The sequence below is a fragment of the Variovorax endophyticus genome (assembly GCF_025376855.1).
Taxonomy (GTDB): domain Bacteria; phylum Pseudomonadota; class Gammaproteobacteria; order Burkholderiales; family Burkholderiaceae_C; genus Variovorax.
This window is the reverse complement of sequence record NZ_JAHUTH010000009.1, coordinates 21,744-45,165: the sequence shown is the minus strand read 5'-3', so window position 1 is coordinate 45,165 and position 23,422 is coordinate 21,744. Positions and strand designations below refer to the sequence as shown.

Here is a 23,422-nt window from a genome sequence, read left to right as displayed (position 1 = left end):
CGATGCGCGCGCGTCTCCCCGGCCTGGCGGCCCTGCTGTGTGCCGCCGCGCTGCTCGCGGGCTGCGCGGGCGTGAAGGTGGGCTCGATCTCGCCCGCCGAATACCTCGCGCAGCGCCGCGGCGACGTGCTCACCACGGGCCGGCTCAGCACCTCGGCCGAGGAGGTGCTGCGCGTGATCGGCTCCGATGCCGAGCTGTGCGGCAAGGACGGCCCGGCCTGCCGCAGCGCACTGGCCGACTCGCCGGGCCTGAGCGACGAGCAGCGGCTGTCGGCGCTGTCGGAGGTGTGGCTGCAGGTGGCGATCGCGGCCGAGAAGAGCGGCAGCGCGACGCCGCCGGGCTCGAGCGCCGATACCGCCGCCATCGAGGCCTGGCTCGAGAGCGCGCGCCATGCCTATGCCTACCTGTTCTTCACCGTGCGCAAGCCGCGCGACCGTGCCTTCGAGGACCGGCAGACGCAGGTGCGCGACTACTACAACTACGCGGTGCAGCAGGCCATCACGGGCCTGTACCGCGGCGCGCGGCGCAACGGCGCGGCCCAACCGCAGGTGCCGCGCGTGGGCGACTGGCGCATCGAGGCCGACGTGTCGGGCCTGCGCCTGCCCGCCGACGCGCCGCTGCCCGACGAGCTGATCCCCGCCGCCTCGCTGACCTTCTCGGGCCTGCGCAACACCTACCGGCGCGACGGCTTCGGCGCCGAGCTGGTGGCGGCCGACAGCCAGCGCACCGACGAGAAGGCGCCCGCGCGCGATACCGCCGAGCCGCGCCCGCCCTACCGCGAGATGCCCTTCCCCGCCGTCACCGCGCTGCTGCTGTTCGAGGGCGGCAACCTCGCCGAGGTGCTGGCCACGCGCAGGCTGCGCATCGCGGCCTACGACCCCTATCGCACGGCCAACGTGCAGCTGGCCGGGCAGGAGGTGCCGCTGGCCGCCAACTTCACCTCGGGCTACGGCCTGTGGCTGGCCCGCTCCGACTTCGCGCTGCAGGCGCTGCGCAGCCTGTTCGGCGGTCGCGACGGACTCACGCAGCCGCGCATCTACCTGATGCAGCCCTACGACCCGGAGCGCCGCACGGTCATCATGCTGCACGGCCTCGCGAGCAGCCCCGAGGCCTGGATCAACGTGGCCAACGAGGTGCTCGGCGACGAGACGCTGCGCCGCCGCTACCAGATCTGGCAGGTCTACTACCCGACCAATGCGCCGCTGCCGCTCAACAACTTCGCGATCCGCGAGGCCGTGACGCAGACGCTGCAGCACTTCGATCCCACGGGCCAGGCCCCGGCCTCGAAGGACATCACGCTGATCGGCCACAGCATGGGCGGCGTGCTGTCGCGGCTGATGGTGTCGTCGTCGCAGGACAAGCTCTGGGACGCGCTGCTGGCCAGCTACCCAATGCCGGGCGCGCAGCAGCGGCGCATCGAGGAGAAGCTCGCGCCCTACCTGCGCTTCGAGCCGCTGCCGCAGGTCAGCGACGCGATCTTCATCGCCTCGCCGCACCGCGGCACCGACTTCGCCAACAACCGCATCTCGCGCTGGGTCGCCAACCTGATCACGCTGCCGGTGGCGATGCTGGGGCAGTTGAGCGACATCTCGCGCGAGCTGATCCGCATCGCGCCGGGCCGGCAGGACGCGGGGCCGCTGCGCATTCCCAACAGCATCGACAACCTCAGCGACCGCGATCCCTTCGTGCGGCTCTCCTCGGGCCTGCCGATGAATCCGCGCGTGCGCTTCCACTCGATCATCGGCAACGACACGCCGGGCCTGGCGCAGGCGCTGTCGAGCGACGGCATCGTGCCCTATGCCAGCGCGCACCTCGACGGCGCGGCCTCGGAGCTGGTGATCCCGTCGGCGCACAGCGTGCAGGAGAACCCGCTCGCGATCCTCGAGATCCGGCGCATCCTGCGCGAGCAGCTGCAGCCGCGCTAGGACTTCAGCCTTCGCAGGCCGCCACGCGCGGCCGCCGCGCATCGGCGCGCGCGCTCGCCACGGCCCAGCAGAAGACGCCCATGCCCGCGAGCGCGAGCAGCGCGCCGACCCAGCCGGTCGAGGTCCAGCCCAGGCCGGCGGCGATCGCCACGCCGCCGAGCCAGGCGCCGAGCGCATTGGCCATGTTGAAGGCCGAGTGGTTGAGCGCGGCCGCCAGGGTCTGCGCGTCGCCGGCCACGTCCATCAGCCGGATCTGCAGCGCCGGGCCGATGGCCACGGTGGTGCCGATCAGGAACACGTTGAAGCCCGCGGTGTAGATGTTGTGGGCCGAGAAGACGAACAGCGCCAGCACCAGCGCCGCATAGGCCATCAGGCCGCCGATGGTGCGCATCAGCGACCTGTCGGCCAGCCGCGCGCCCACCAGGTTGCCGACCACCATGCCGAGCCCGAACAGCGCGAGCACGAAGGGCACGCCGCCCAGCGGCATGCCGGCCACCTCGATCAGCGTGGGCTTGATGTAGCTGAACACCGAGAACATGCCGCCGAAGCCGATGGCGCCGATGCCCAGCGTGAACCAGACCTGCTTGCGCTTGAGCGCGCCGAGTTCGCGCCAGGGGCTGGCGCCCGCGGGCGCGGCGAGGTCGGGGATGTCGCGGCGCAGCAGCACCACGGCGATGAGCGCAATCACGCCCACGAACACGAAGGCCGCGCGCCAGCCGAACAGCTGGCCGAGCCAGGCCGCGATCGGCACGCCGACCAGCGTGGCGCCCGTGAGCCCCAGCATCACCAGCCCCACGGCGCGCGCGCGGCGCCCGGGCGGCGCGAGCGTGGCGGCCACCAGCGCGGCCACGCCGAAGTAGGTGCCGTGCGGCAGCCCGGTGGCGAAGCGCAGCAGGTTCAGCGAGGTGTAGCCGGGCGCCATCGCGCTCGCGAAGTTGCCGGCCGCGAACACGGCCATCAGCGCGATCAGCAAGGCGCGGCGGCGCCAGCCGGCCGCGAGCACCGCGAGCACGGGCGCGCCGATGACCACGCCGAGCGCATAGGCGCTGATCACGTGGCCGGCCTGCGGGATGCTGACGGCGATGTCGTTCGCGACCTCGGGCAAGAGGCCCATGATCACGAACTCGCCGGTGCCGATGGCGAAGCCGCCGACGCCGAGCGCGAGCACGGCGCGCAGGAACCGGGCCGACGAGACGGGCGGGATGGCGGGGGTGTCCGCGCCTTCGAGGGCGGATGGTGGGGCGTTCAAGGCCGGAGCTCCTGGGGGGAATGCCCGGCGAGCGCGGGCAAAGCCCGATTTTAGGGTAAACCCTTAACGCGCGCTGATGAAGGCTTGCGCCCCGCCCGATACCTTCTTGCCCCTCGCCGCTCAGCGGCGCAGGAAGCGCGGCGCGCGGCGTTCGGCCATGGCCTGCACGCCCTCCCTGAAATCCTCGCTCGCGAACTGCACGCACTGCAGCTCGCGCTCGTGCCGGTTCGCCGCGGCCACCGCCTCGGCCAGGCCGCGCCGCAGGGTCGCGCGCGTCGATTCCACCGCGAGCGGGGCCGACAGCGCGATCTCGGCCGCGAGCGCCAGCGCGCTGGTGCGCACTTCATCGGCCGGCACCAGCTGGTCGATCAGCCCGATGCGCAGCGCCTCCTCGCCGCCGATGCGGCGCCCGGTGTAGAACAGCAGCGCGGCCTGCTGCGCGCCGACCAGGCGCGGCAAGGTCAGGCTCAGACCGAAGCCCGGATGGAAGCCGAGGCGGTTGAAGTTGGCGCTGAAGCGCGCCTCGGCGCAGCCCACGCGGAAGTCGGCCGCCAGCGCGAGGCCGAGCCCGGCGCCGATGGCCGGGCCATGCACCGCGGCCACCAGCGGCTTGGCGTTGCCGAACAGGCGCATGGCCTGCTCGTAGAGCGGCGCGGGATCGCGCGCATCGTCCTTGCCGCTGAAGTCGGCGCCCGCGCTGAAGGCCCTGCCTTCGGCGGCCAGCACGACGACGCGGCAATCGGGATCGGCATCGAGCTGCGCGAGCCGGTCGGCCAGTTCACGCAGCAGCGGCACGTCGAGGTAGTTGAACGGCGCGCGCCGCAGCTCGAGCAGCGCCACGTGCCCATGGCCCGATTCCACCGAAGCGACCGCGCTCATTGCACCTCCAGCTTCGCGATGTCGACGTAGCCTTTCCACTTCTCGCGCTCCTGGCGCTCGAAGCTCGCGAGCTCGGCCAGGCTGACCTTCGCGGGCGCGAAGGCGAAGCCCTCGAGCCGCGCGCGGATCGGGTCGGTGGTCACGGCCTCGTTGATCCACTGGTTGAGCTGCTGCTGCAGCGCCGCCGGCGTGGCGGCCGGCACCGCGATGCCGAGGAAGCCGCCGCGGATGCTGAAGCCCGGATAGCTCTCGGCGATCAGCGGCAGCTCGGGATAGCGCTTGAGCCGCGCGTCGCTGTGCACCGCGAGTGCGCGCAACTGGCCCGAGGCCACGAAGGCATCGCCGGCCACGGTGTCGGTGAACACCACCTGGATCTGGCCCGCGATCAGCTCCGACATCGCCTGGCTCACCTGCTTGTACGGAATCGCCGCGAGCTCGATGCCGGCCTCGTGCGCGAACAGCGCCGCCGTGACCTTGGAGGTGGCGTTGAAGTGGCCGTAGTTGATCGTGCCCGGCGCCTTCTTCGCGGCGGCGACGAAGTCCTGCAGCGTCCTGTAGGGCGCGTCGGGCCGCACCAGCATGTAGGTGGAGCCGGGCCCGAAGGAGCCGACCAGCCGGAAGTCGCGCCCGGGGTCGTAGGGCAGCTTGCGGAACAGGCTGGGGTTGGCCAGGTGCGTGGAGGTGGTAGCCAGCAGCAGCACCGAGCCGTCGGCCGGCGCATTGCGCACCGCCTCCACGCCGATGATGCCGTTGCCGCCGGGACGGTTGTCGACCACCACCGCGCGGCCGGTCTTGCGCGTGAGGAACTCGGCCAGCATGCGCGCCGAGATGTCGCCCGAGCCGCCGGGCCCGAAGGGCACGACGATCTGGATCGGCTTGTTGTTGTCCGCCGCCATCGCGGCCGCGAACGGCAAGGCCGCGAGCGCGGCGAGGCACTGTCTTCTCTGCATGTCGTCTCCTGTTGTTCGTGTCGCTGGAGGTGCGCGCTCAGCCCGGGGCCTTCGCGCCGAGCGCCTCGTTGTGCTCGCCCACGCCGGGCGCGCGATGCCGCACCCGCGGCCGCTCGCCATCGAAGGACAGCGGCAGCCCGACGATGCGCAGCTCCTCGCCGGGAATGGTCTGCAAGATGCCGATGGCCTCGGTCTGCGGCTGCGCGAGCACCTGCGCGAAGTCCTGGATCGGCGCGCAGGGAATGCCCAGGGCCTCGAGCGCCTCGAGCCACTGCTGCGTCGAGCGCGTGCGGAACACGGCCTCGAGCGCGGGGATCAGCAGCGCCTTGTGCTGCACGCGCAGCGCATTGCTCGCGAAGCGCTCGTCGCGCGTCCATTCCTCGCGGCCGGCCGCGCGCGCCAGCTTGGCGAACAGCCGGTCGTTGGCCGCGGCCACCACGATCTCGCCGTCCCCGGTCGGCAACGCCTGGAACACCACCACGTTGGGATTGCCGCTGCGGTGCCGCTCGGGCTGCTTCCCGGTGGCATGGAAGCCGGCCATCATCACCTGCAGCCAGCCCAGCGCGGTCTCGAACAGCGAGGTGTCGACCACGCAACCCTGCCCGGTCGAAGCGCGGCGCAGCAATGCCGCGATGCAGCCCAGCGCGGCCCAGACGCCGGTGCCGAGGTCGAGCACCTGCATGCCCACGCGCGCCGACGGCCCGCTCTCTGCGCCGTTGATGCTGAAGATGCCCGCGAAGGCCTGCACCATCGGCTCGTAGCCCGGCGCGAGGCGCATCGGCCCCTTGTGACCGAAGGCCCAGAGCGAGCAGTACACCAGCCGCGGGTTGAGCGCGCGCAGCGCTTCGGCGCCGAGCCCCAGTTCCTCGAGCGAGCCGGGCCGCATGTTCTGCACGAACACGTCGGCCTCGGCCGCGCGCTCGCGCAGCCATTGCGCCTGCGCCGGGTCCTTGAGGTCGAGCGCGATGCTCTTCTTGCCGTGGTTCATGGCCTGGAAGGTGGTCGCGGTGCCACGCCAGAACGGCGGGCCCCAGCCGCGCGCGTCGTCGCCCGTGCCGGGCCGCTCGATCTTCACCACCTCGGCGCCGAGCGAGGACAGGATCTCGCCCGCGTAGGGCCCGGCGATGTTCTGTCCGAGCTCGATGACCTTGATGCCGGCCAGCGGCAGCGCGGTGCTGCTGTTCGTGTCGTCCGTCATGGTTCAGCGTCCCGTGAAACGGGGCGCGCGCTTCTCGACGAAGTGCCGCACGCCCTCGCGAAAATCCTCGGTGCCGCGGCAGGCCGCGATCTCGCGATCGGCCACGCGCGTGGCCTGCCCGAGGGTCTGGTAGCGGGCCTCAATCAGTTGCCGCTTGATGATGCGCACCGCGCGCGGCGAACTCAGCTCGGCGATCTCGGTGGCGCGCGCGAGCACCGCATCGAGAAAGCCTTCGGCCGGCAGCAGGCTCGCCAGCCCCATGCGATCGGCCTCCTCGGCCTGCAGGGTGCGGCCGGTCAGCAGCAGGTCGGCCGCATGCATCGGGCCGATCAGCCGCGGCAGCAGCCAGGCCGTGCCGTGCTCGGCCACCAGGCCGCGGCGCGCATAGGGCAGCGTGAGCTTGGCGCCGGCCGCCACGTAGCGCAGGTCGGCATGCAGCGCGATGCACAGGCCCACGCCCGCGGCCGCGCCGTTGATCGCGGCGATCAATGGCTTGGCGAGCGCGCCGAGGTAGCCGTAGCGCTGCGCCGCGTCGTCGTCGGAATCGGCCTGCGGCACGGGCGGCCGGCCCGGGTCGGACAGCACCGCCATGTCCATGCCGGCGCAGAAGGCGCGGCCGGCGCCGCTGAGCACGATGGCGCGCACCGCGTCGTCGGCTTCGGCATGCGCGATGGCCGCGCGCAGCTCGGCCTCGAGCGTGGGCGTCCAGGCATTGAGCCGGTCGGGCCGGTCGAAGGTGATCGAGGCCACGCGGCCGATCGCCGCGTACCTCAGTTGCGTGAAATCCAAGCGTGTCTCCTGGTCCGTTGCGCCCTGCGATGGGCATGCGGCCAGTATTCCGGCGGGCCCCGGCGGCGACAACCTTAGAATTTCGGAGAACGAAATCATGGCCACGCCCCGCCCTTCCACCGCCGGCTCGACGCGCGCCCGCACGCAGGCCACCGGCACCTTCGTGCGCAGCACGCCCGGCAGCCATTCGCTCGAACGCGGCCTCGCGCTGCTGCGCGCCTTCCGGCATGGCGTGGACGTGCTGACCAACGCCGAGCTGGCCGACCGCGCGCAGCTGCCGCGGCCCACGGTCAGCCGGCTCACGCGTTCGCTGGTGGATGCGGGTTTTCTCGCCTACGACCTCGAGCAGCGCGGCTACCGCCTCACAGCCGCTTGCCTGAGCCTCGCGCTGTCCTTCCGCAGCTCGGAGGCCACGCTGGCGCGCGCGCTGCCGCTGATGCGCGCGCTGGCCGAGGGCCGGCGCGTCAACGTCGGCCTCGCGGTGGCCGACCAGCTCGAGATGGTCTACCTGGAGTCGGTGCGACTGAGCCGGCTCGGGATCTTCCGGCGCATCCTCTCGGGCTCGCGGATCCCGATCGCGAGCACCTCGCTGGGCTGCGCCTTCCTCGCCGGCATGCAGCCGGGCGAGCGCAAGGCCCTGCTGGGCCGGCTGCGGCAGGCGCACGGCGCCGAATGGCGCGTGCTGCAGCCGCGGGTGGAGGCCGCGCTCGAGGCGGTGCGCGAGCGCGGTTTCTGTCACGCGAACTGGGCCGCTGGCATGACCGCGGTGGCGCTGCCGCTGCGCGCGCCCTCGGGCAGCCTCTATGCGATGAACGTGAGCTTTCCCACCGCGGAGGAAGTGTCGGCCGACGCCATCGAGGCGCACGCGCAACTGCTGCTGCGCCTCGCGGCCGACCTGCGCCGCGACTGGGCGCGCTGAGGCGTCAGATCGCCACGAGCTGGCGCACGCCCTGCGCCTCCATGTCCTTGCCGAGGCCGCGCGCGATCACCTCGCCGCGCTCCATCACGAGGTAGTCGTCGGCCAGATCCTGCGCGAAGTCGTAGTACTGCTCGCACAGCACGATCGCCATGTCGCCGCGGTCGGCCAGCATGCGGATCACGCGGCCGATGTCCTTGATGATGCTCGGCTGGATGCCCTCGGTGGGCTCGTCGAGGATCAGCAGCTTCGGCTTGGGCGCGAGCGCGCGCGCGATCGCGAGCTGCTGCTGCTGGCCGCCCGAGAGGTCGCCGCCGCGGCGCCCGATCATCTGCTTGAGCACCGGGAACAGCTCGAACAGCTCGGCCGGGATCGGCGTGCCGCCGCGCTTGTAGGCCAGGCCCATGCGCAGGTTCTCCTCCACCGTGAGGCGCGCGAAGATCTCGCGGCCCTGCGGCACGAAGCCGATGCCCGCGCGCGCGCGGTCGTAGGGCGTGGCCTTGTGGATTGGCCGGCCCTCGAGCTCGATGCTGCCGCTCTTGATCGGCACCAGGCCCATCAGCGACTTCAGCAGCGTGGTCTTGCCCACGCCGTTGCGGCCCAGCAGCACCGTGACCTTGCCCAGCGTGGCCTCGAAGCTCACGTCGCGCAGGATGTGGGAGCCGCCGTAGTACTGGTGGATGTTCTTGACTGTCAGCATGGCGTGGTTTCCTCAGCGGCCCAGGTAGACCTCGATCACGCGCTCGTCGGCCTGCACCTCGTCGAGCGAACCCTGCGCGAGCACCGAGCCGTCGCACAGCACGGTCACGATCTCGGAGATGGTGCGGATGAAGCTCATGTCGTGCTCCACCACCATCAGCGAATGCTTGCCCTTGAGCGTGAGGAACAGCTCGGCCGTGCGCGCCGTCTCCTCGTCGGTCATGCCGGCCACGGGCTCGTCGAGCAGCAGCAGCTTCGGGTCCTGCATCAGCAGCATGCCGATCTCGAGCCACTGCTTCTGGCCATGGCTCAGGTTGCCCGCCATGCGCGACACGCTGGCCGCGAGGTGGATGGTCTCGAGCACCTCGGCGAGGCGGTCGCTCTGCGCCGAGTCGAGCCTGAACAGCATCGAGGCGCGCACGCCCTTGTCGGTCTTGAGCGCGAGCTCGAGGTTCTCGAACACCGTGAGGTGCTCGAACACGGTCGGCTTCTGGAACTTGCGGCCGATGCCCAGCTGCGCGATCTCGGCCTCCTTGTGGCGCAGCAGGTCGATGGTGCTGCCGAAGAACACCGTGCCCTCGTCGGGCCGGGTCTTGCCGGTGATGATGTCCATCATCGTGGTCTTGCCCGCGCCGTTGGGGCCGATGATGCAGCGCAGCTCGCCCGGCGCGATGTCGAGCGACAGCTTGTTGATCGCCTTGAAGCCGTCGAAGCTCACGCTCACGTCTTCCAGGTAGAGGATGCGGCCGTGGGTCACGTCGACCTCGCCGGGCGTCGCGATGCGGCTGAAGCCCGCCGTGCGACCGCCCGATTCGGTGGCGCCGGTGTCGTGCGGCTGGCCCTTGGCGCGTGCGGCGCGCTCGGCGCCGGCTTCCATCAGGTCGGGCGTCATGCGCGGGCTCCCTTCGGTTCCGCATGCAGCGGCGCGGCGATCGCTTCCGGCTCCATGCCCTGTTCCGTTGCCAGCGAACGCTGGGCCTCGGCGCGCGCCGGCGATGCCGCAACGGGCGCCGCCTTCTCGCGCGACAGCCACTGGCGCACCAGCCCCACGATGCCGTTCGGCAGGAACAGCGTGACCGCGATGAACAGCGCGCCGAGGAAGTACAGCCAGTACTCGGGATAGGCCACCGTGAGCCAGCTCTTCGCGCCGTTGACGATGAAGGCGCCGATGATCGGCCCGATCAGGGTCGCGCGCCCGCCCACCGCGGCCCAGATCGCGATCTCGATCGAGTTGGCCGCGCTCATCTCGCTCGGGTTGATGATGCCGACCTGCGGCACGTAGAGCGCGCCGGCCACGCCGCACATCACGGCCGAGATGACCCAGATGCTGAGCTTGTAGGGCAGCGGGTTGTAGCCCGAGAACATCACGCGCGACTCGGCGTCGCGGATGGCCTGCAGCACGCGGCCGAACTTGCTCGCGATCAGCCACTTGGCGAACAGGAAGAAGGCCAGCAAGGTGACGCCGGTGAGCGCGAAGATGGTCATGCGCATCTCCTGCGTGGCGATCGGGATGCCGAGGATGCGCTTGAAGTCGGTGAAGCCGTTGTTGCCGCCGAAGCCGGTCTCGTTGCGGAAGAACAGCAGCATGGCCGCGAAGGTCAGGGCCTGCGTGATGATCGAGAAATACACGCCCTTGATGCGCGAGCGGAAGGCGAAGAAGCCGAACACGAAGGCGATCAGGCCCGGCACCGCGACGATCAGGACCAAGGTGGCAATGAAGCTGTCGCTGAAGGTCCAGTGCCAGGGCAGCGTCTTCCAGTCGAGGAACACCATGAAGTCGGGCAGGTCGCTCTTGTAGTTGCCGTCGCGGCCGATCTGGCGCATGAGGTACATGCCCATCATGTAGCCACCGAGCGCGAAGAAGAGACCGTGGCCCAGCGAGAGGATGCCGGTGTAGCCCCAGATCAGGTCCATGGCCAGCGCGCAGATCGCGTAGCACATGATCTTGCCGACCAGCGCCACCGCGTAGTCGCTCATGTGCAGCGGGCTGTCGACCGGCACCCACATGTTGAGCATCGGCGCCACCGCGCACACCACGATCAGCGCGACGAAGAAGGCCGTCCAGCCCTTGCCGCTCAGCAGCGGCCCCTTGGTTGGAAGTACGACCTTGCTCATGCCTCTGCGCTCCGGCCCTTCATCGCGAAGATGCCCTGCGGCCGCTTCTGGATGAAGATGATGATGAAAACGAGCACCGCGATCTTCGCGAGCACCGCGCCCGCCCAGCCTTCGATGAACTTGTTGAGGATGCCCAGCCCCAGCGCCGCGTAGACGGTGCCCGCGAGCTGGCCGACGCCGCCCATCACGACCACCATGAAGCTGTCGACGATGTAGCTCTGGCCCAGGTCGGGGCCGACGTTGCCGATCTGGCTCAGCGCGCAGCCCGCGAGGCCGGCGATGCCCGAGCCCAGTGCGAAGGCGTAGGTGTCGATGCGCGCGGTGTTCACGCCCATGCAGGAGGCGATCGGGCGGTTCTGCGTGACGCCGCGCACGAACAGGCCCAGCCGCGTGCGGCCGATCAGCCAGCCCATGGCCAGCAGCACCAGCACCGCGAAGACGATGATGCACAGGCGGTTCCACGGCAGCGTGACGTTCGACAGCAGCGACAGGCCGCCGCTCATCCAGGCCGGGTTCTCCACGCCCACGTTCTGCGCGCCGAACAGCGAGCGCACCAGCTGCTGCAGCATCAGGCTGATGCCCCAGGTGGCCAGCAGGGTCTCGAGCGGGCGTCCGTAGAGGAAGCGGATCACGCCGCGCTCGAGCACCGCGCCCACCAGCGCCGAGGCCAGGAACGAGACCGGGATCGCCGCCACCAGGTACCAGCCGAAGGCGGCCTCGGGCAGGTACTTCTGGAAGATGCCCTGCATCACGTAGGTGGCGTAGGCGCCGATCATCATCAGCTCGCCATGCGCCATGTTGATGACGCCCATCAGGCCGTAGGTGATGGCCAGGCCCAGCGCGGCCAGCAGCAGCACCGAGCCCAGGCTGACGCCGCTGAACACGGCATTGAGGCGGTCGCCCCAGACCAGCGAGCCGTCGATGCTGGCGATGGAGGCCACGATCGCGGCCTTCACGTCGGCCTCGGTCTCGTCGGCCAGGCGCTGGTTGAGCAGCAGCTTGGTGTCGGGGCTGCGGCTCTCGCCGAGCTCGCGCGCGGCCACGAGGCGCTTGGCCTTGTCGGCGCTGCCGAGCATGCTGGCGGCGCGCACCAGTTCGAGCTGCGCCTTGATCTTCGGGTGGGTCTCGGCGGCCAGCGCCTTCTCGACCAGCGGCAGCCGCGATTCGTCGGGCTCCTTGAACAGCGCCTGCGCGGCCTCGGCGCGCACCGCGTCGTCCTTGCTGGTGAGCTTGAGCGCGGCCTGCGCGGCATCGAGCGCGCCGCGCATCAGGTTGTTGTTGACCACGTCCTCGGCCGTGTCGGGCACCTTGAGCTCGGCGCCGGTCACGGGGTCGTAGCCCTTGTCGTCCTTCATCACGAAGACCTTGTCTTCGGTGTACTTGACCGCGTCGTCCGACATCGCCTGGATGAAGTCGGCGGTCTTCTCGTCGGCGCTGGTGACGGCCTTGTTGAGCGCCGCGATGCGGGCTTCGGAATCGCCGGCGGCGATGGCCCGGGCTTCGTCGGCGGTCAGCGCCTGGGCGGCCGTTGCCATGAACAGCATGGCGGCGAATGCGCAGTGGAGGGTTCGTCGAAGCATCTTGAAGCGGAAGTAGGAAAGGCCCTCCCCCGGGCGGGGGAGGGAGGAACGCACTTACATCGACTTGCCGGCCGGATAGTCGGGCTTCTTGTCGTTGCCTTCGATGTACGGGCTCCACGGCTTGGCCTTGACCGGGCCCGGCGTCTTCCACACCACGTTGAACTGGCCGTCGGCCTTGATCTCGCCGATGAACACGCTCTTGTGCAGGTGGTGGTTCTTCTCGTCCATCTTCGAGACGATGCCCGAGGGCGCGGTGAAGGTCTGGCCGGCCATGGCGGCGATCACCTTGTCGGTGTCGGTCGACTTGGCCTTCTCGACCGCCTGCTTCCACATGTGGATGCCGATCCAGGTGGCTTCCATCGGGTCGTTGGTCAGCGGCTTGTCCTTGTGGCCGGCGATGTTCTTGGCCTTGGCGTAGTCGCTCCACTGCTTGATGAAGGCCGTGTTGGTCGGGTTCTTGATCGACATGAAGTAGTTCCACGCGGCCAGGTGGCCGACCAGCGGCTTGGTGTCCACGCCGCGCAGTTCTTCCTCGCCGACCGAGAAGGCCACCACCGGCACGTCCTTGGCCTTCAGGCCGGCGTTGCCGAGTTCCTTGTAGAAGGGCACGTTGGAGTCGCCGTTGATGGTCGACACCACGGCCGTCTTGCCGCCGGCCGAGAACTTCTTGATGTCGGCGACGATGGTCTGGTAGTCGCTGTGGCCGAAGGGGGTGTACTTCTCGTCGATGTCGGTGTCCTTCACGCCCTTGCTCTTGAGGTAGGCGCGCAGGATCTTGTTGGTGGTGCGCGGGTAGACGTAGTCGGTGCCCAGCAGCACCCAGCGCTTGGCGGCGCCGCCTTCCTTGCTCATCAGGTAGTCGACGGCCGGAATCGCCTGCTGGTTGGGCGCGGCACCCGTGTAGAACACGTTCTTCGAGAGCTCTTCACCCTCGTACTGCACCGGGTAGAACAGCAGGCCGTTCATTTCCTCGACCACCGGCAGCACCGACTTGCGCGACACCGAGGTCCAGCAGCCGAAGATCACCGAGACCTTGTCCTGGCCGAGCAGCTGCTTGGTCTTCTCGGCGAACAGCGGCCAGTTCGAGGCCGGGTCGACCACCACGGGCTCGAGCTTCTTGCCGAGCACGCCGCCCTTGGCGTTGATGTCGTCGATGGCCATCAGCACCGTGTCCTTCAACACGGTTTCCGAGATGGCCATCGTGCCCGACAGCGAGTGCAGCACGCCGACCTTGATGGTGTCGGCGGCAAATGCCGGCACAGCGGAGATGCTGGCCAGCGCGACGGCGGCGGTGAGCGCCTTGAGGGTGAAACGACGTTGCATGTGGACTCCTGCTCCGGTGGGTTGAACCTGTTCGCCGGCGCGGTGCCGAGCGATGGGAGGGAGTCTGCGGAATGCACCAGGAAGGAGAAATACGCCGGGTGGCGTACACGGAGGTACTCAGCCCGCGTCAACGGCGCTACGGCGCCGGGTACTTGCGCGCGTTCGCGACCATCTTGCTGCGCGCGGCCTCGACGGGATCGATGCCGAGCTGGTCGGCCAGTTGCAGCAGGTAGAGCAGCACGTCGGCGATCTCGGTGCCGACCTCGGCGCGCTTGTCGGCCGGCAGCTCGCGGCTCTGGGCCTCGGTGAGCCACTGGAAATGCTCGAGCAGCTCGGCGGCCTCGACCGAGAGCGCGGCGGCGAGGTTCTTCGGGGAGTGGAAGGGTTCCCAGTGGCGCTCGCGGGCGAAGTCGCGCAGGGCGAGCGTGAGCGATTGGAGGTCGTGGGTCATGGCGGCTCTTGGGGACACAAACATGAAAAGCCCATTTTGGGTAATAAAATGCCCAAAATGGGTAAATCGCCGATGCCGAAGCAGCTCGAAGCACCCGTCGGACTCGCCGACGCCCTGTTCACGACCACCCAGCAGCGCGTGCTGGGCTGCCTTTTCGGCCAGCCGGACCGGAGCTTCTTCTTCACCGAATTGATCAAGCTTACCGGCGCGGGCTCGGGCGCCGTGCAGCGCGAGCTCAAGCAACTGACCGACAGCGGGCTGCTCACGATGTCGCGCGTGGGCAATCAGAAGCACTACCAGGCCAATGCGCAATCGCCGATCCACGAGGAACTGAGCAGCATCGTGCGCAAGACCTTCGGGCTCGCGGGCCCGCTGCGCGAGGCGCTGCAGCCCGTGGCCGACAGGATCGAGGCCGCGTTCGTGTACGGCTCCGTGGCCAAGAAGAGCGACACGGCCGCGAGCGACATCGACCTGCTGCTGATCAGTGACGAACTTGCCTATCCGGATCTCTTTCTCGCGCTCGATGCCGTCTCCGCACGGCTCGGCCGTACAGTGAACCCGACCCTGTTCACGAGGAAGGAACTGATGCGAAAGCTCAAGGACGGCGAATCCTTCGCCACGCGCGTGATGGCTCAGCCCAAGCTCTGGGTGCTCGGCGACGCGCATGCCCTCCCCGCTTGACAACCTCTGCGGCCCTTCGAAGCCGCTCGCGGCCGAGGCGCCCGATGCGCGCGAGTTCGCGGGCTTGCTGCGTTCGGGCCATGCCCGCCTGAAGGATGCGCAGGTCGCGCAGCTCTCGCTCGAGGACCGCTTCGACCTCGTCTACAACGCGGCCCACGCCCTGTGCCTCGCCGCCTTGCGCTGGCATGGCTACCGCTCGGGCAACCGCTTCATCGTCTTCCAGGTGCTGCCCCACACGCTGTCGCTGGGCCCCGAGGTCTGGCGCGTGCTGGCCAAGGGCCACGAGATCCGCAACCTCGGCGAGTACGAGGGCGACCTGAACGTGGACGAGCGCATCGTCCGGGACATGATCGTGGCCTGCCAGCAGGTGGCAGCGAAGCTGTCGGCGCTCCCCGCGCCCGGCGGGGGCTGATGCTGTCGGGTGCCGGCGCAGTCGAGCGCCGAACCGGTCAGCCCTTCGCCGCCGCCTTGAACTGCGCCGCCACGAACGCCCACACCATGCGCGTGGCATCCGGCCCGGCCGGATCGCTGAACAGCCCGCGCGCGGCACCGCCGCTCCAGGCATGGCCGAGCTGGGCGATCTCGCACAGCACGACGAGCGCGCGGCCGCGGCGCCGGTAGTCGGTCAGGCGCATCGGCAGGCGTTTCCCGCGCTTCACGGCACGCACGGGGCCGGCCACGGCGCCGACGGCGGCGGCCCAGACCTCGGCGCTGTGGCGCGCATTGCTCGGCGCCACCACCGCGTCGCCATCGCCGTGCAGCACCAGCATCGGCGGCAGGGTCGCGAACACGGCCGCCGCGCCCATCGCCTTGCCGACCGCGGTGACGGGCATCGGCGGCACGTTGCGGCCGCGCATCGCGCCGATGGCCGTGGCGGAGGAACGCGCGGCGCCCGGCGCCACGCCCGAGTGCATGGCGACGGCACGAAAGCGCGCCGGGTAGCGCGTGGCCAGCAGCGCCGCCATGCTGGCACCGGCCGAGAGGCCGGCCACGGCCACGCGCTCGCGGTCGGCCGGATAGAGCATGCAGACCTGATCGACGGCCGCCATCAGCGTGGCGGCCTCGGCGTCGGCCTTGCCCGAGCGGCGCTCGTACCAGTTCCAGCAGCCCTGCGGATGGGCGATGCGGTCCTGCTCGGGGTAGAGCACCAGGAAGCGGTGCCGCACCGCGAGCGCGTTCATGCGCGTGGAGATCGCGAAGTCGCGCCCGGTCTGGCCGCAGCCATGCAGCATCACCATCAGCGGCAGGCGTTCGCCGGGCGCGAGCTGCAGTTCGGCGGGGCGGAACAGGTGGTAGCGGCGCGCGCCGGCCGGCCCCAGCGCCATGCCCGAGAGCCAGTCGCCGCGGCCCGGCGGCGGCTTCATCTGCTTCGCCGCGGCGCGCGTGACCTGGCCGGCCACGCGCTTGCTGTTGCGCAGCGTGAGCTTGGTGAGCGCCTTCAGGTTGCGCTCGTAGGCGCGGGCGAAGACGGAAGCGGTGGAGCGGCGGGCCATGGCGCAGTGTGACGCATGGCGCCGCGATGGGACAGCGATCGCCCGCTGCCCCTGGGAGATCAGTAGACCTCGGGAACGATCATGCTGGCCGGGACGGGCTGGCGCAGGTAATCGGCATGGCGCACGCGGGCCGGCAGCTCCACCGGTGCATGCGGCACCATCTCGTAGGGCAACTGGCCCAGCAGGTGGCTGATGCAGTTCAGGCGCGCCTTCTTCTTGTCGACCGCCTGCACCACCCACCACGGCGCCTCGGGGATGTGGGTGCGTTCCAGCATCGTTTCCTTGGCCTTGGTGTATTCCTCCCAGCGGCGGCGGCTCTCGAGGTCCATCGGGCTGAGCTTCCACTGCTTGAGCGGATCGTGGATGCGGCCGAGGAAGCGCATGTGCTGCTCGTCGTCGGTGATGGAGAACCAGTACTTGATGAGCTTGATGCCCGAGCGCACGAGCATCTTCTCGAACTCGGGCACGGTGCGGAAGAACTCCTCGTACTCGTCGTCGGTGCAGAAGCCCATCACGCGTTCGACGCCGGCGCGGTTGTACCAGCTGCGGTCGAACAGCACCATCTCGCCGGCGGCCGGCAAGTGCGCCACGTAGCGCTGGAAGTACCACTGGGTGCGTTCGCGGTCGTTGGGCGCGGGCAGCGCGGCCACGCGGGCCACGCGCGGGTTCAGCCGCTGGGTGATGCGCTTGATGACGCCGCCCTTGCCGGCCGCGTCGCGACCCTCGAACAGGATCACGACCTTCTGCTTGCTGTGCTGGACCCAGTCCTGCAGCTTCACCAGTTCGCCCTGCAGGCGGAACAGTTCCTTGAAATAGGCCTGGCGGGCCGCCTTGTCGGACGCGCCGTTCGTGCCGGCGGGCTCGCCGTCGAGGCCGTCGACGTTGCGGTCCTCGATCTCCAGCTCGAGCTCCTCGTCGTAGCTGTCGATGAGGTCTCGGGCGATGCGCTGCATCAGTTCTTCGTGGTCGGGAAGGGCGCTCGTCGGCATGGTGAAGGGGGCAAGAGTGGCGGGATCGGGGAAAACCATGCTGCATGGACCAGATGACGCCGGCGTGACGGTTTCGCGGCCGAAACCTGTAGGCCGACACGCCGTTGTCACACGGCGCGAACACCATTTCTCCCCACTACAACACTCCAGAACGCTTCCATGAACACGCTCGCCGCCCCGAATACGGACATGCCGGCCGCGCCGGCAGGGTCCGCAGCCCACCGCCCGAAGCTCGACGCCCGGCCCGGTCCGGTCGCCCTGATCACCTTCGTCGGCCTGCTGGCCGTCGGCCTGCTCTACACGGCATGGAGCCTGGTGAGCGACGTCTCCGACTCCGGCGCGCCCATGACCACCTGGGTGCCCTACATCCTGCTGGGCGTGGCGCTGCTGATCGCGCTGGGCTTCGAGTTCGTCAACGGCTTCCACGACACCGCCAACGCGGTGGCGACCGTGATCTACACCCACTCGCTGCCGCCGAACTTCGCGGTCGTGTGGTCGGGCTTTTTCAATTTCCTGGGCGTGCTGGTCTCCAGCGGCGCGGTGGCCTTCGGCATCATCGCGCTGCTGCCGGTGGAGCTGATCCTGCAGGTGGGCTCGGGCGCGGGCTTCGCGATGGTGTTCGCGCTGCTGATCGCCGCCATCATCTGGAACCTCGGCACCTGGTGGCTGGGGCTGCCGGCCTCCTCCTCGCACACGCTGATCGGCTCGATCATCGGCGTGGGCGTGGCCAACGCGCTGATGCACGGGCGCGACGGCACCAGCGGGGTGGACTGGGCGCAGGCCACCAAGGTCGGCTATTCGCTCCTGCTGTCGCCGCTGGTGGGCTTCGGCTGCGCCGCGCTGCTGCTGCTGGCGCTGCGCGCCTTCGTGAAGAACCGCGCGCTCTATGAAGAACCCAAGGGCAGCGAGCCGCCGCCGTGGTGGATCCGCGGCCTGCTGATCCTGACCTGCACCGGCGTCTCGTTCGCGCACGGCTCCAACGACGGCCAGAAGGGCATGGGCCTGATCATGCTGATCCTGGTGGGCACGGTGCCGATGGCCTATGCGCTCAACCGCGCCATGCCGGCCGACCAAACGGTGAAGTTCGTCGCCGTGGCCGAGGTGGCGCAGGGCGCGATGCAGCGCAGCCTGCCGACGTCGCTGCCCGCGCTGCAGCCGGCGGCCGCGCGCGACTCGCTCGCGACCTACGTGCGCACCCGCGAGTTCAACGACACGGTGGTGCCGGCGCTGGCCTCGGTCACCGGCAGCATCGCGCAGCAGGTGAGGCAGCACGGCTCGCTGGCCCGCCTGCCGGCCGACGCGGTGGCCAACGTGCGCAACGACATGTACCTGACTTCCGAGGCGATCCGCCATCTGGACAAGAGCGGCGCCGCGCGCTTCGACGCCGACACCAAGGCCCGCGTCGGCGCGCTGCGCCAGGAACTCGACGACGCCACCCGCTTCATCCCGCTGTGGGTGAAGGTGGCGGTGGCGATCGCGCTGGGCCTCGGCACCATGATCGGCTGGAAGCGCATCGTGGTGACCGTGGGCGAGAAGATCGGCAAGACCCACCTGAGCTATGCCCAGGGCGCCTCGGCCGAGGTGGTGGCGATGGTGACCATCGGCGCGGCCGACATGTACGGCCTGCCGGTCTCGACCACGCACGTGCTGTCCTCGGGCGTGGCCGGCACCATGACCGCAAGCGGCTCGGGCCTGCAGATGTCGACGCTGCGCAACCTCGCGCTGGCCTGGGTGCTGACGCTGCCGGCGGCGATGCTGCTGTCGGGCGTGCTGTACTGGCTGTTCACGCACCTGTTCTGAAGCATCGCGCACCTTGCCGGCACTCCATGACCTGGCCGCCAATTCGTATGGCGGCGACGAAGCCGGGCTGATCTGCGGCTACCTGTTCGACCCGGGCGCGTCGGGCCCCGACGCCTCGCGCGAGATCGATTCGAGCCAGGCCGCGGCCTGGCTCGATGCGCTGCCGCCCGACGAAGAGCTGGCGGGCGCGCCTTTCGAGGGCCCCTACGCCTGGCTGCACTTCAACCTGAGCCATGCCCAGGCCGAGCGCTGGCTGCGGCGCCACGCGCGGCTGTCGGACACCTTCTACGAGACGCTGCACGAGGGCCTGCCCTCCACGCGCATCGAGCGCGCCGACGATGCGCTGATCGCGGTCATCAACGACGTGCACTTCGATTTCAGCTTCGAGCCCTCGGACATCTCGACGCTGTGGATCGCGGTCGGCGCGCGGCTGGTCGTGACCGCGCGCAGCAAGCCGCTGCGCTCGGTCGACGCACTGCGCACCGCGGTCAAGGCCGGCGACGCGCCGGGCTCGAGCACCGAGCTGCTCGAGCACCTGCTGCGCGCGCAGGCCGACGTGCTGGTGAAGATCGTGCGCGGCGTGACCGGCCGCGTCGACCGCATCGAGGACGAACTGCTGGCCGGCCGCCTCGACCACAAGCGCGCGCGCCTGGGCCTGATGCGCCGGCTGCTGGTGCGGCTGCAGCGCCTGCTGGCGCCCGAGCCGGCGGCGCTGTTCCGGCTGCTGCAGCGCCCGCCGGGCTGGATGGCCGAGGACGACACGCAGGAGCTGCGCGGCGCGACCGAGGAGTTCTCGGTGGTGCTGCGCGACATGCAGGCGCTGCAGGAACGCATCAAGCTGCTGCAGGAAGAGATCGCCGCCAACGTCAACGAGGACAACAACCGCAGCCTGTTCGTGCTGACGGTGGTCACGGTGCTGGCGCTGCCGATCAACATCCTGGCCGGCCTGTTCGGCATGAACGTCGGCGGCATCCCGCTGGCCGAGCACAAGCACGGCTTCTGGATCGTGGTGGCGATCGTCGCCACCTTCACCGCGGTGGCCGCCTGGGCCGCTTTCAGGAAGAAGCGCTGAGCCGCTCCACCGCTGCGGTTAATGCTATTTATCTAGTAGCAAATACGAGCACCCATGCGACCGTGTCGACAGGCCGGAGCGCCTAGAATCGACCGGTGTCCTCCATTCTCAATGCCGACCTGCACTGCCACTCCGTGGTGTCCGACGGCACACTGACGCCCGAAGAACTCGCCGTGCGCGCCGCCAGCAATGGCGTCGACCTGTGGGCGCTGACCGACCACGACGAGATCGGCGGCCAGCACCGCGCCGCCGCCGCCGCGCGCGAGAACGGCATGCGCTACCTCACCGGCACCGAGATCTCGGTCACCTTCGCGGGCGAGACCGTGCACATCGTCGGCCTGGGCTTCGACCCCGACGACGCCGCCATGACCCAGGGCCTGTACGACACCCGCGGCGGCCGCGGCAAGCGTGCGCAGGAGATGTCCGAGGGGCTGGCCAAGGTCGGCATCCAGGGCGCCTACGAAGGCGCGCTCAAGTTCGTCGGCAACCCCGAGCTGATCTCGCGCACCCACTTCGCGCGCTTCCTGGTCGAGCAGGGCCACTGCCGCGACACGCCCGAGGTATTCCGCAAATACCTCACCGAGGGCAAGCCCGGCTACGTGCCGCACCGCTGGGCCACGCTCAAGGATGCAGTGCACTGGATCACCTCGGCCAAGGGCCTGGCCGTGATCGCGCACCCGGGCCGCTACAAGTTCAGCGCCAACGAGGAGTACGCGCTGTTTCTCGAGTTCAAGGCGCACGGCGGACAGGCCATCGAGGTCGTCACCGGCAGCCACACCCCGGCCGAATACGTCGAGTACGCCGACAAGGCGCTCGAGTTCGGTTTCGCCGCCTCGCGCGGCAGCGATTTCCACAGCCCCGACGAAAGCCACTGCGACCTCGGCAAGCTGCCGCCGCTGCACGCTTCGCTCACGCCGGTATGGGAACTGCTCGGCCACCGAATCCAGACCTAGCGTGAGCCAACAGCCCGGGACCGCGACCGAGAGCGCCGCAACCCAAGCGCTGGCCCTGGCCCGCGCCGCGGCCCAGGCCGCCTCCAGCCGCGAGTCCGAACGCATCCTGGCCGGCATCGGCCTCGTGGTGCTGGCCGTGGCCTGCTTCGCCACGCTCGACACCGCCACCAAGATCTCGACCGCGAGCGTGCCGATCCTGATGGGCGTGTGGTTCCGCTATGCCTTCCAGGCCGTGGCCACCACCGCCGTGCTGCTGCCGCTGCGCGGCACCGCGCTGCTGCGCACCGCCCATCCGCGCTACCAGGCGCTGCGCGGGGCGCTGCTGCTGGGCTCGAGCCTGTTCGCCTTCATGAGCCTGCGCTACATGCCGCTGGCCGAGTTCACCTCGATCGTGCTGATCGCGCCGCTGGTGATCACGCTGCTGGCGGCCACCACGCTCAAGGAGCAGGTCTCGCCGCTGCGCTGGACGCTGGTGGCGGGCGGCTTCGCGGGCACGCTGGTCATCCTGCGGCCCGGCGGCGGCGCCTTCAGCTGGGCCATCCTGCTGCCGATCGGCCTGGTGATGACCAACGCCTGGTTCCAGGTGCTCACGAGCAAGCTCGCGCAGACCGAGAACCCGCTGACCATGCACTTCTACACCGGCTGGGTCGGCACGCTGCTGGCCTCGCTGGCCGTGCCCTTCGCCTGGACCGCGCTGCCCTCGTGGCACTGGTGGGCGCTGCTGTGCCTCATGGGCCTGATGGGCACGGTGGGGCACTTCATGCTGATCCTCGCCTACCAGCGCGCGCCAGCCTCCACCCTCACGCCCTACCTCTATGCGCAGATCGCGTTCGCGATGCTCGGCGGCTGGCTGATGTTCTCCCACGTGCCCGATGTCGTGTCGCTGGTCGGCATGGCGATGATCGCCGTCTGCGGCGCGGCCGGTGCCTGGCTCACCGTGCGCGAGCGCCGCGTGCCGATCGAACCGGCGGAATCCTGATCAGGAGCGTTTTTCATGGCCCAGTACTTCGAAGTCCACCCCGAGAACCCCCAGCAGCGCCTGCTCAAGCAGGCCGTGGCGCTGCTGCAGCGCGGCGAGATCGTCGCCGTGCCCACCGACTCCAGCTACGCGCTGGCCTGCCACCTCGACGACAAGGACGCGGTCGACCAGCTGCGCCGCATCCGCCAGGTCGACGACAAGCACCACCTGACCCTGATCTGCCGCGACCTCAGCGAGCTCGCGAACTACGCGCGCGTGGACAACAAGCAGTACCGCCTGCTGAAGGCCGCCACGCCCGGCCCCTACACCTTCCTGCTCGAGGCCACCAAGGAAGTGCCGCGGCGCGTGAGCCATCCGCAGCGCAAGACCATCGGCCTGCGCGTGCCCGACCACAAGGTGCTGCTCGAGCTGCTGGCGCTGCATGGCGCGCCGCTTTTGGCCACCACGCTGATCGCACCCGGCGAGACCGAGGCGCTCAACGACGCCGAGGTCATCCGCGAGCGCTTCGAGAAGCAGATCGCGGGCGTGATCGACGCCGGCGCCTGCCCCTCCCAACCGACCACCGTGGTCGACCTCACGCCCATGGGCAGCGGCGACGATCCGGTGGTGGTGCGCCAGGGGCGCGGGGCGCTCTCGGTGCTGGGGCTGTGATGCAGCCTTCGCTTTCCCCTTGTTCCGTCTGACACAATCTCGCAGTGGATATCTCCAATCTGATACAGACGGTCCTGATCTATGCGCTGCCCGTGATCTTCGCGATCACCGTGCACGAAGCCGCGCACGGCTACGTGGCGCGCTACCTCGGCGACAACACGGCGGCGGTCATGGGCCGCGTCACGCTCAACCCGATGAAGCACATCGACCCCATCGGGACCATCCTGATGCCGCTGATGCTCTACTTCGCGACCTCGGGCGCCTTCCTGTTCGGCTATGCCAAGCCGGTGCCGGTCAATTTCGGCCGGCTGCGCCATCCCAAGCGCGACATGGTCTGGGTGGCCCTGGCCGGTCCGGCCTCGAACTTCATCCAGGCGATCCTCTGGGCCGTGGTCTGGGCGGTGCTCGTCGGCGTGGGCGTGCAGGAGCCCTTCTTCGTCAAGATGGCGCAGGGCGGCGTGCTGGTCAACCTCGTGATGTGGGCCTTCAACCTCTTCCCGCTGCCTCCGCTCGACGGCGGCCGCGTGCTGGCCGGGCTGCTGCCCAACGGGCCGGCGCAGAATTTCCTCGCTCGCATCGAGCCCTACGGTTTCTTCATCGTGATGGGCCTGGTGCTCGCGGGCATCGTCAGCAGGTTCTGGCTGATGCCGCTGATGAGCGTGGGCTACGAGGTGCTCGATCTGCTGATCGGGCCGCTGCAGGCCCTGTTGCGTTGATGTTGCGTTAGTTT

Annotated in this window: 23 protein-coding genes; 10 read left to right on the top strand and 13 right to left on the bottom strand. The window is 69.7% G+C overall.

Annotated elements, in window-relative coordinates; all coding sequences use genetic code 11:
* Positions 1-2: 2 nt before the first annotated feature.
* Positions 3-1,925, top strand: coding sequence for an esterase/lipase family protein (locus tag KV106_RS13655; protein ID WP_261210723.1), 1,923 nt, complete (start codon positions 3-5; stop codon positions 1,923-1,925).
* Positions 1,926-1,929: 4 nt separating this feature from the next.
* On the opposite strand, the gene KV106_RS13650 is transcribed toward KV106_RS13655, so the two are convergent.
* From KV106_RS13650 to KV106_RS13630, 5 genes are all read right to left on the bottom strand, one after another.
* Positions 1,930-3,174 (bottom strand): MFS transporter, encoded by a 1,245-nt coding sequence (locus KV106_RS13650; RefSeq protein WP_409976519.1) that lies wholly within the window; start codon positions 3,172-3,174, stop codon positions 1,930-1,932.
* A gap of 120 nt (positions 3,175-3,294) precedes the next feature.
* Positions 3,295-4,053 carry an enoyl-CoA hydratase/isomerase family protein gene (locus KV106_RS13645; protein ID WP_261210722.1) on the bottom strand — a complete coding sequence of 253 codons (759 nt, stop codon included), beginning with the start codon at positions 4,051-4,053 and terminating at the stop codon, positions 3,295-3,297.
* A complete protein-coding gene (locus KV106_RS13640) occupies positions 4,050-5,003 on the bottom strand; it encodes a Bug family tripartite tricarboxylate transporter substrate binding protein (RefSeq protein ID WP_261210721.1) in 954 nt (317 codons plus the stop codon). Before KV106_RS13640 ends, KV106_RS13645 begins: the two co-directional genes overlap by 4 nt.
* A 37-nt stretch (positions 5,004-5,040) precedes the next feature.
* Entirely contained in the window at positions 5,041-6,201 is a 1,161-nt protein-coding gene (locus tag KV106_RS13635; protein WP_261210720.1) for a CaiB/BaiF CoA transferase family protein, read from the bottom strand.
* 3 nt (positions 6,202-6,204) lie between these two features.
* The gene (locus KV106_RS13630) at positions 6,205-6,990 is read right to left on the bottom strand and encodes an enoyl-CoA hydratase-related protein (protein ID WP_261210719.1); all 786 of its coding nucleotides are present in this window, start codon (positions 6,988-6,990) and stop codon (positions 6,205-6,207) included.
* A 97-nt stretch (positions 6,991-7,087) separates the two neighbouring features.
* Between KV106_RS13630 and KV106_RS13625 the strand changes: the two genes are divergently transcribed.
* On the top strand, positions 7,088-7,909 hold the full coding sequence (locus tag KV106_RS13625; protein ID WP_261210718.1) for an IclR family transcriptional regulator: 822 nt from the start codon (positions 7,088-7,090) through the stop codon (positions 7,907-7,909).
* Between the two features lie 4 nt (positions 7,910-7,913).
* On the opposite strand, the gene urtE is transcribed toward KV106_RS13625, so the two are convergent.
* From urtE to KV106_RS13595, 6 genes are all read right to left on the bottom strand, one after another.
* Entirely contained in the window at positions 7,914-8,606 is a 693-nt protein-coding gene (gene urtE, locus KV106_RS13620; protein ID WP_261210717.1) for an urea ABC transporter ATP-binding subunit UrtE, read from the bottom strand.
* Positions 8,607-8,618: 12 nt separating this feature from the next.
* Entirely contained in the window at positions 8,619-9,497 is an 879-nt protein-coding gene (gene urtD / locus KV106_RS13615) for an urea ABC transporter ATP-binding protein UrtD (protein ID WP_057594409.1), read from the bottom strand.
* Positions 9,494-10,720, bottom strand: a complete 1,227-nt coding sequence (gene urtC, locus KV106_RS13610) for an urea ABC transporter permease subunit UrtC (protein WP_261210716.1) — start codon at positions 10,718-10,720, stop codon at positions 9,494-9,496. The genes urtD and urtC overlap by 4 nt, the downstream gene beginning before the upstream one ends.
* Positions 10,717-12,264, bottom strand: coding sequence for an urea ABC transporter permease subunit UrtB (gene urtB / locus KV106_RS13605; protein ID WP_261210715.1), 1,548 nt, complete (start codon positions 12,262-12,264; stop codon positions 10,717-10,719). The genes urtC and urtB overlap by 4 nt, the downstream gene beginning before the upstream one ends.
* 90 nt (positions 12,265-12,354) lie before the next feature.
* Positions 12,355-13,623: an urea ABC transporter substrate-binding protein gene (gene urtA, locus KV106_RS13600; protein ID WP_057594412.1), complete on the bottom strand. Its 1,269-nt coding sequence runs from the start codon at positions 13,621-13,623 to the stop codon at positions 12,355-12,357.
* Between the two features lie 136 nt (positions 13,624-13,759).
* Complete coding sequence (locus KV106_RS13595; protein WP_057594413.1) at positions 13,760-14,074, bottom strand: nucleotide pyrophosphohydrolase; 315 nt, start codon at positions 14,072-14,074, stop codon at positions 13,760-13,762.
* Between the two features lie 72 nt (positions 14,075-14,146).
* On the opposite strand from KV106_RS13595, the gene KV106_RS13590 reads away from it, so the two are divergent.
* Both KV106_RS13590 and KV106_RS13585 read left to right on the top strand, forming a co-directional pair.
* Complete coding sequence (locus tag KV106_RS13590; protein ID WP_256222332.1) at positions 14,147-14,755, top strand: transcriptional regulator; 609 nt, start codon at positions 14,147-14,149, stop codon at positions 14,753-14,755.
* Complete coding sequence (locus tag KV106_RS13585) at positions 14,739-15,167, top strand: hypothetical protein (protein ID WP_261210714.1); 429 nt, start codon at positions 14,739-14,741, stop codon at positions 15,165-15,167. Before KV106_RS13590 ends, KV106_RS13585 begins: the two co-directional genes overlap by 17 nt.
* Before the next feature lie 37 nt (positions 15,168-15,204).
* Here the strand turns inward: KV106_RS13585 and KV106_RS13580 are convergent, their stop codons facing one another.
* Entirely contained in the window at positions 15,205-16,248 is a 1,044-nt protein-coding gene (locus KV106_RS13580; RefSeq protein WP_057594415.1) for an extracellular catalytic domain type 1 short-chain-length polyhydroxyalkanoate depolymerase, read from the bottom strand.
* Between the two features lie 59 nt (positions 16,249-16,307).
* Positions 16,308-17,237, bottom strand: coding sequence for a polyphosphate kinase 2 (ppk2, locus tag KV106_RS13575; protein WP_057594416.1), 930 nt, complete (start codon positions 17,235-17,237; stop codon positions 16,308-16,310).
* A gap of 159 nt (positions 17,238-17,396) precedes the next feature.
* Here ppk2 and KV106_RS13570 point away from each other — a divergent pair, with 159 nt between their 5' ends.
* The 6 genes from KV106_RS13570 to KV106_RS13545 all read left to right on the top strand — a co-directional run bounded on the left by KV106_RS13570 (position 17,397) and on the right by KV106_RS13545 (position 23,408).
* Positions 17,397-19,037, top strand: coding sequence for an inorganic phosphate transporter (locus tag KV106_RS13570; protein ID WP_057594417.1), 1,641 nt, complete (start codon positions 17,397-17,399; stop codon positions 19,035-19,037).
* A 13-nt stretch (positions 19,038-19,050) separates the two neighbouring features.
* Positions 19,051-20,109, top strand: coding sequence for a transporter (locus tag KV106_RS13565; RefSeq protein WP_261210713.1), 1,059 nt, complete (start codon positions 19,051-19,053; stop codon positions 20,107-20,109).
* 95 nt (positions 20,110-20,204) lie between these two features.
* On the top strand, positions 20,205-21,062 hold the full coding sequence (locus KV106_RS13560) for a 3',5'-nucleoside bisphosphate phosphatase (RefSeq protein ID WP_057594419.1): 858 nt from the start codon (positions 20,205-20,207) through the stop codon (positions 21,060-21,062).
* A gap of 1 nt (position 21,063) precedes the next feature.
* On the top strand, positions 21,064-22,041 hold the full coding sequence (locus KV106_RS13555; protein ID WP_261210712.1) for a DMT family transporter: 978 nt from the start codon (positions 21,064-21,066) through the stop codon (positions 22,039-22,041).
* Between the two features lie 15 nt (positions 22,042-22,056).
* Positions 22,057-22,692 carry an L-threonylcarbamoyladenylate synthase gene (locus KV106_RS13550; RefSeq protein ID WP_057594421.1) on the top strand — a complete coding sequence of 212 codons (636 nt, stop codon included), beginning with the start codon at positions 22,057-22,059 and terminating at the stop codon, positions 22,690-22,692.
* 44 nt (positions 22,693-22,736) lie between these two features.
* On the top strand, positions 22,737-23,408 hold the full coding sequence (locus tag KV106_RS13545) for a site-2 protease family protein (protein WP_057594422.1): 672 nt from the start codon (positions 22,737-22,739) through the stop codon (positions 23,406-23,408).
* Positions 23,409-23,422 lie beyond the last annotated feature (14 nt).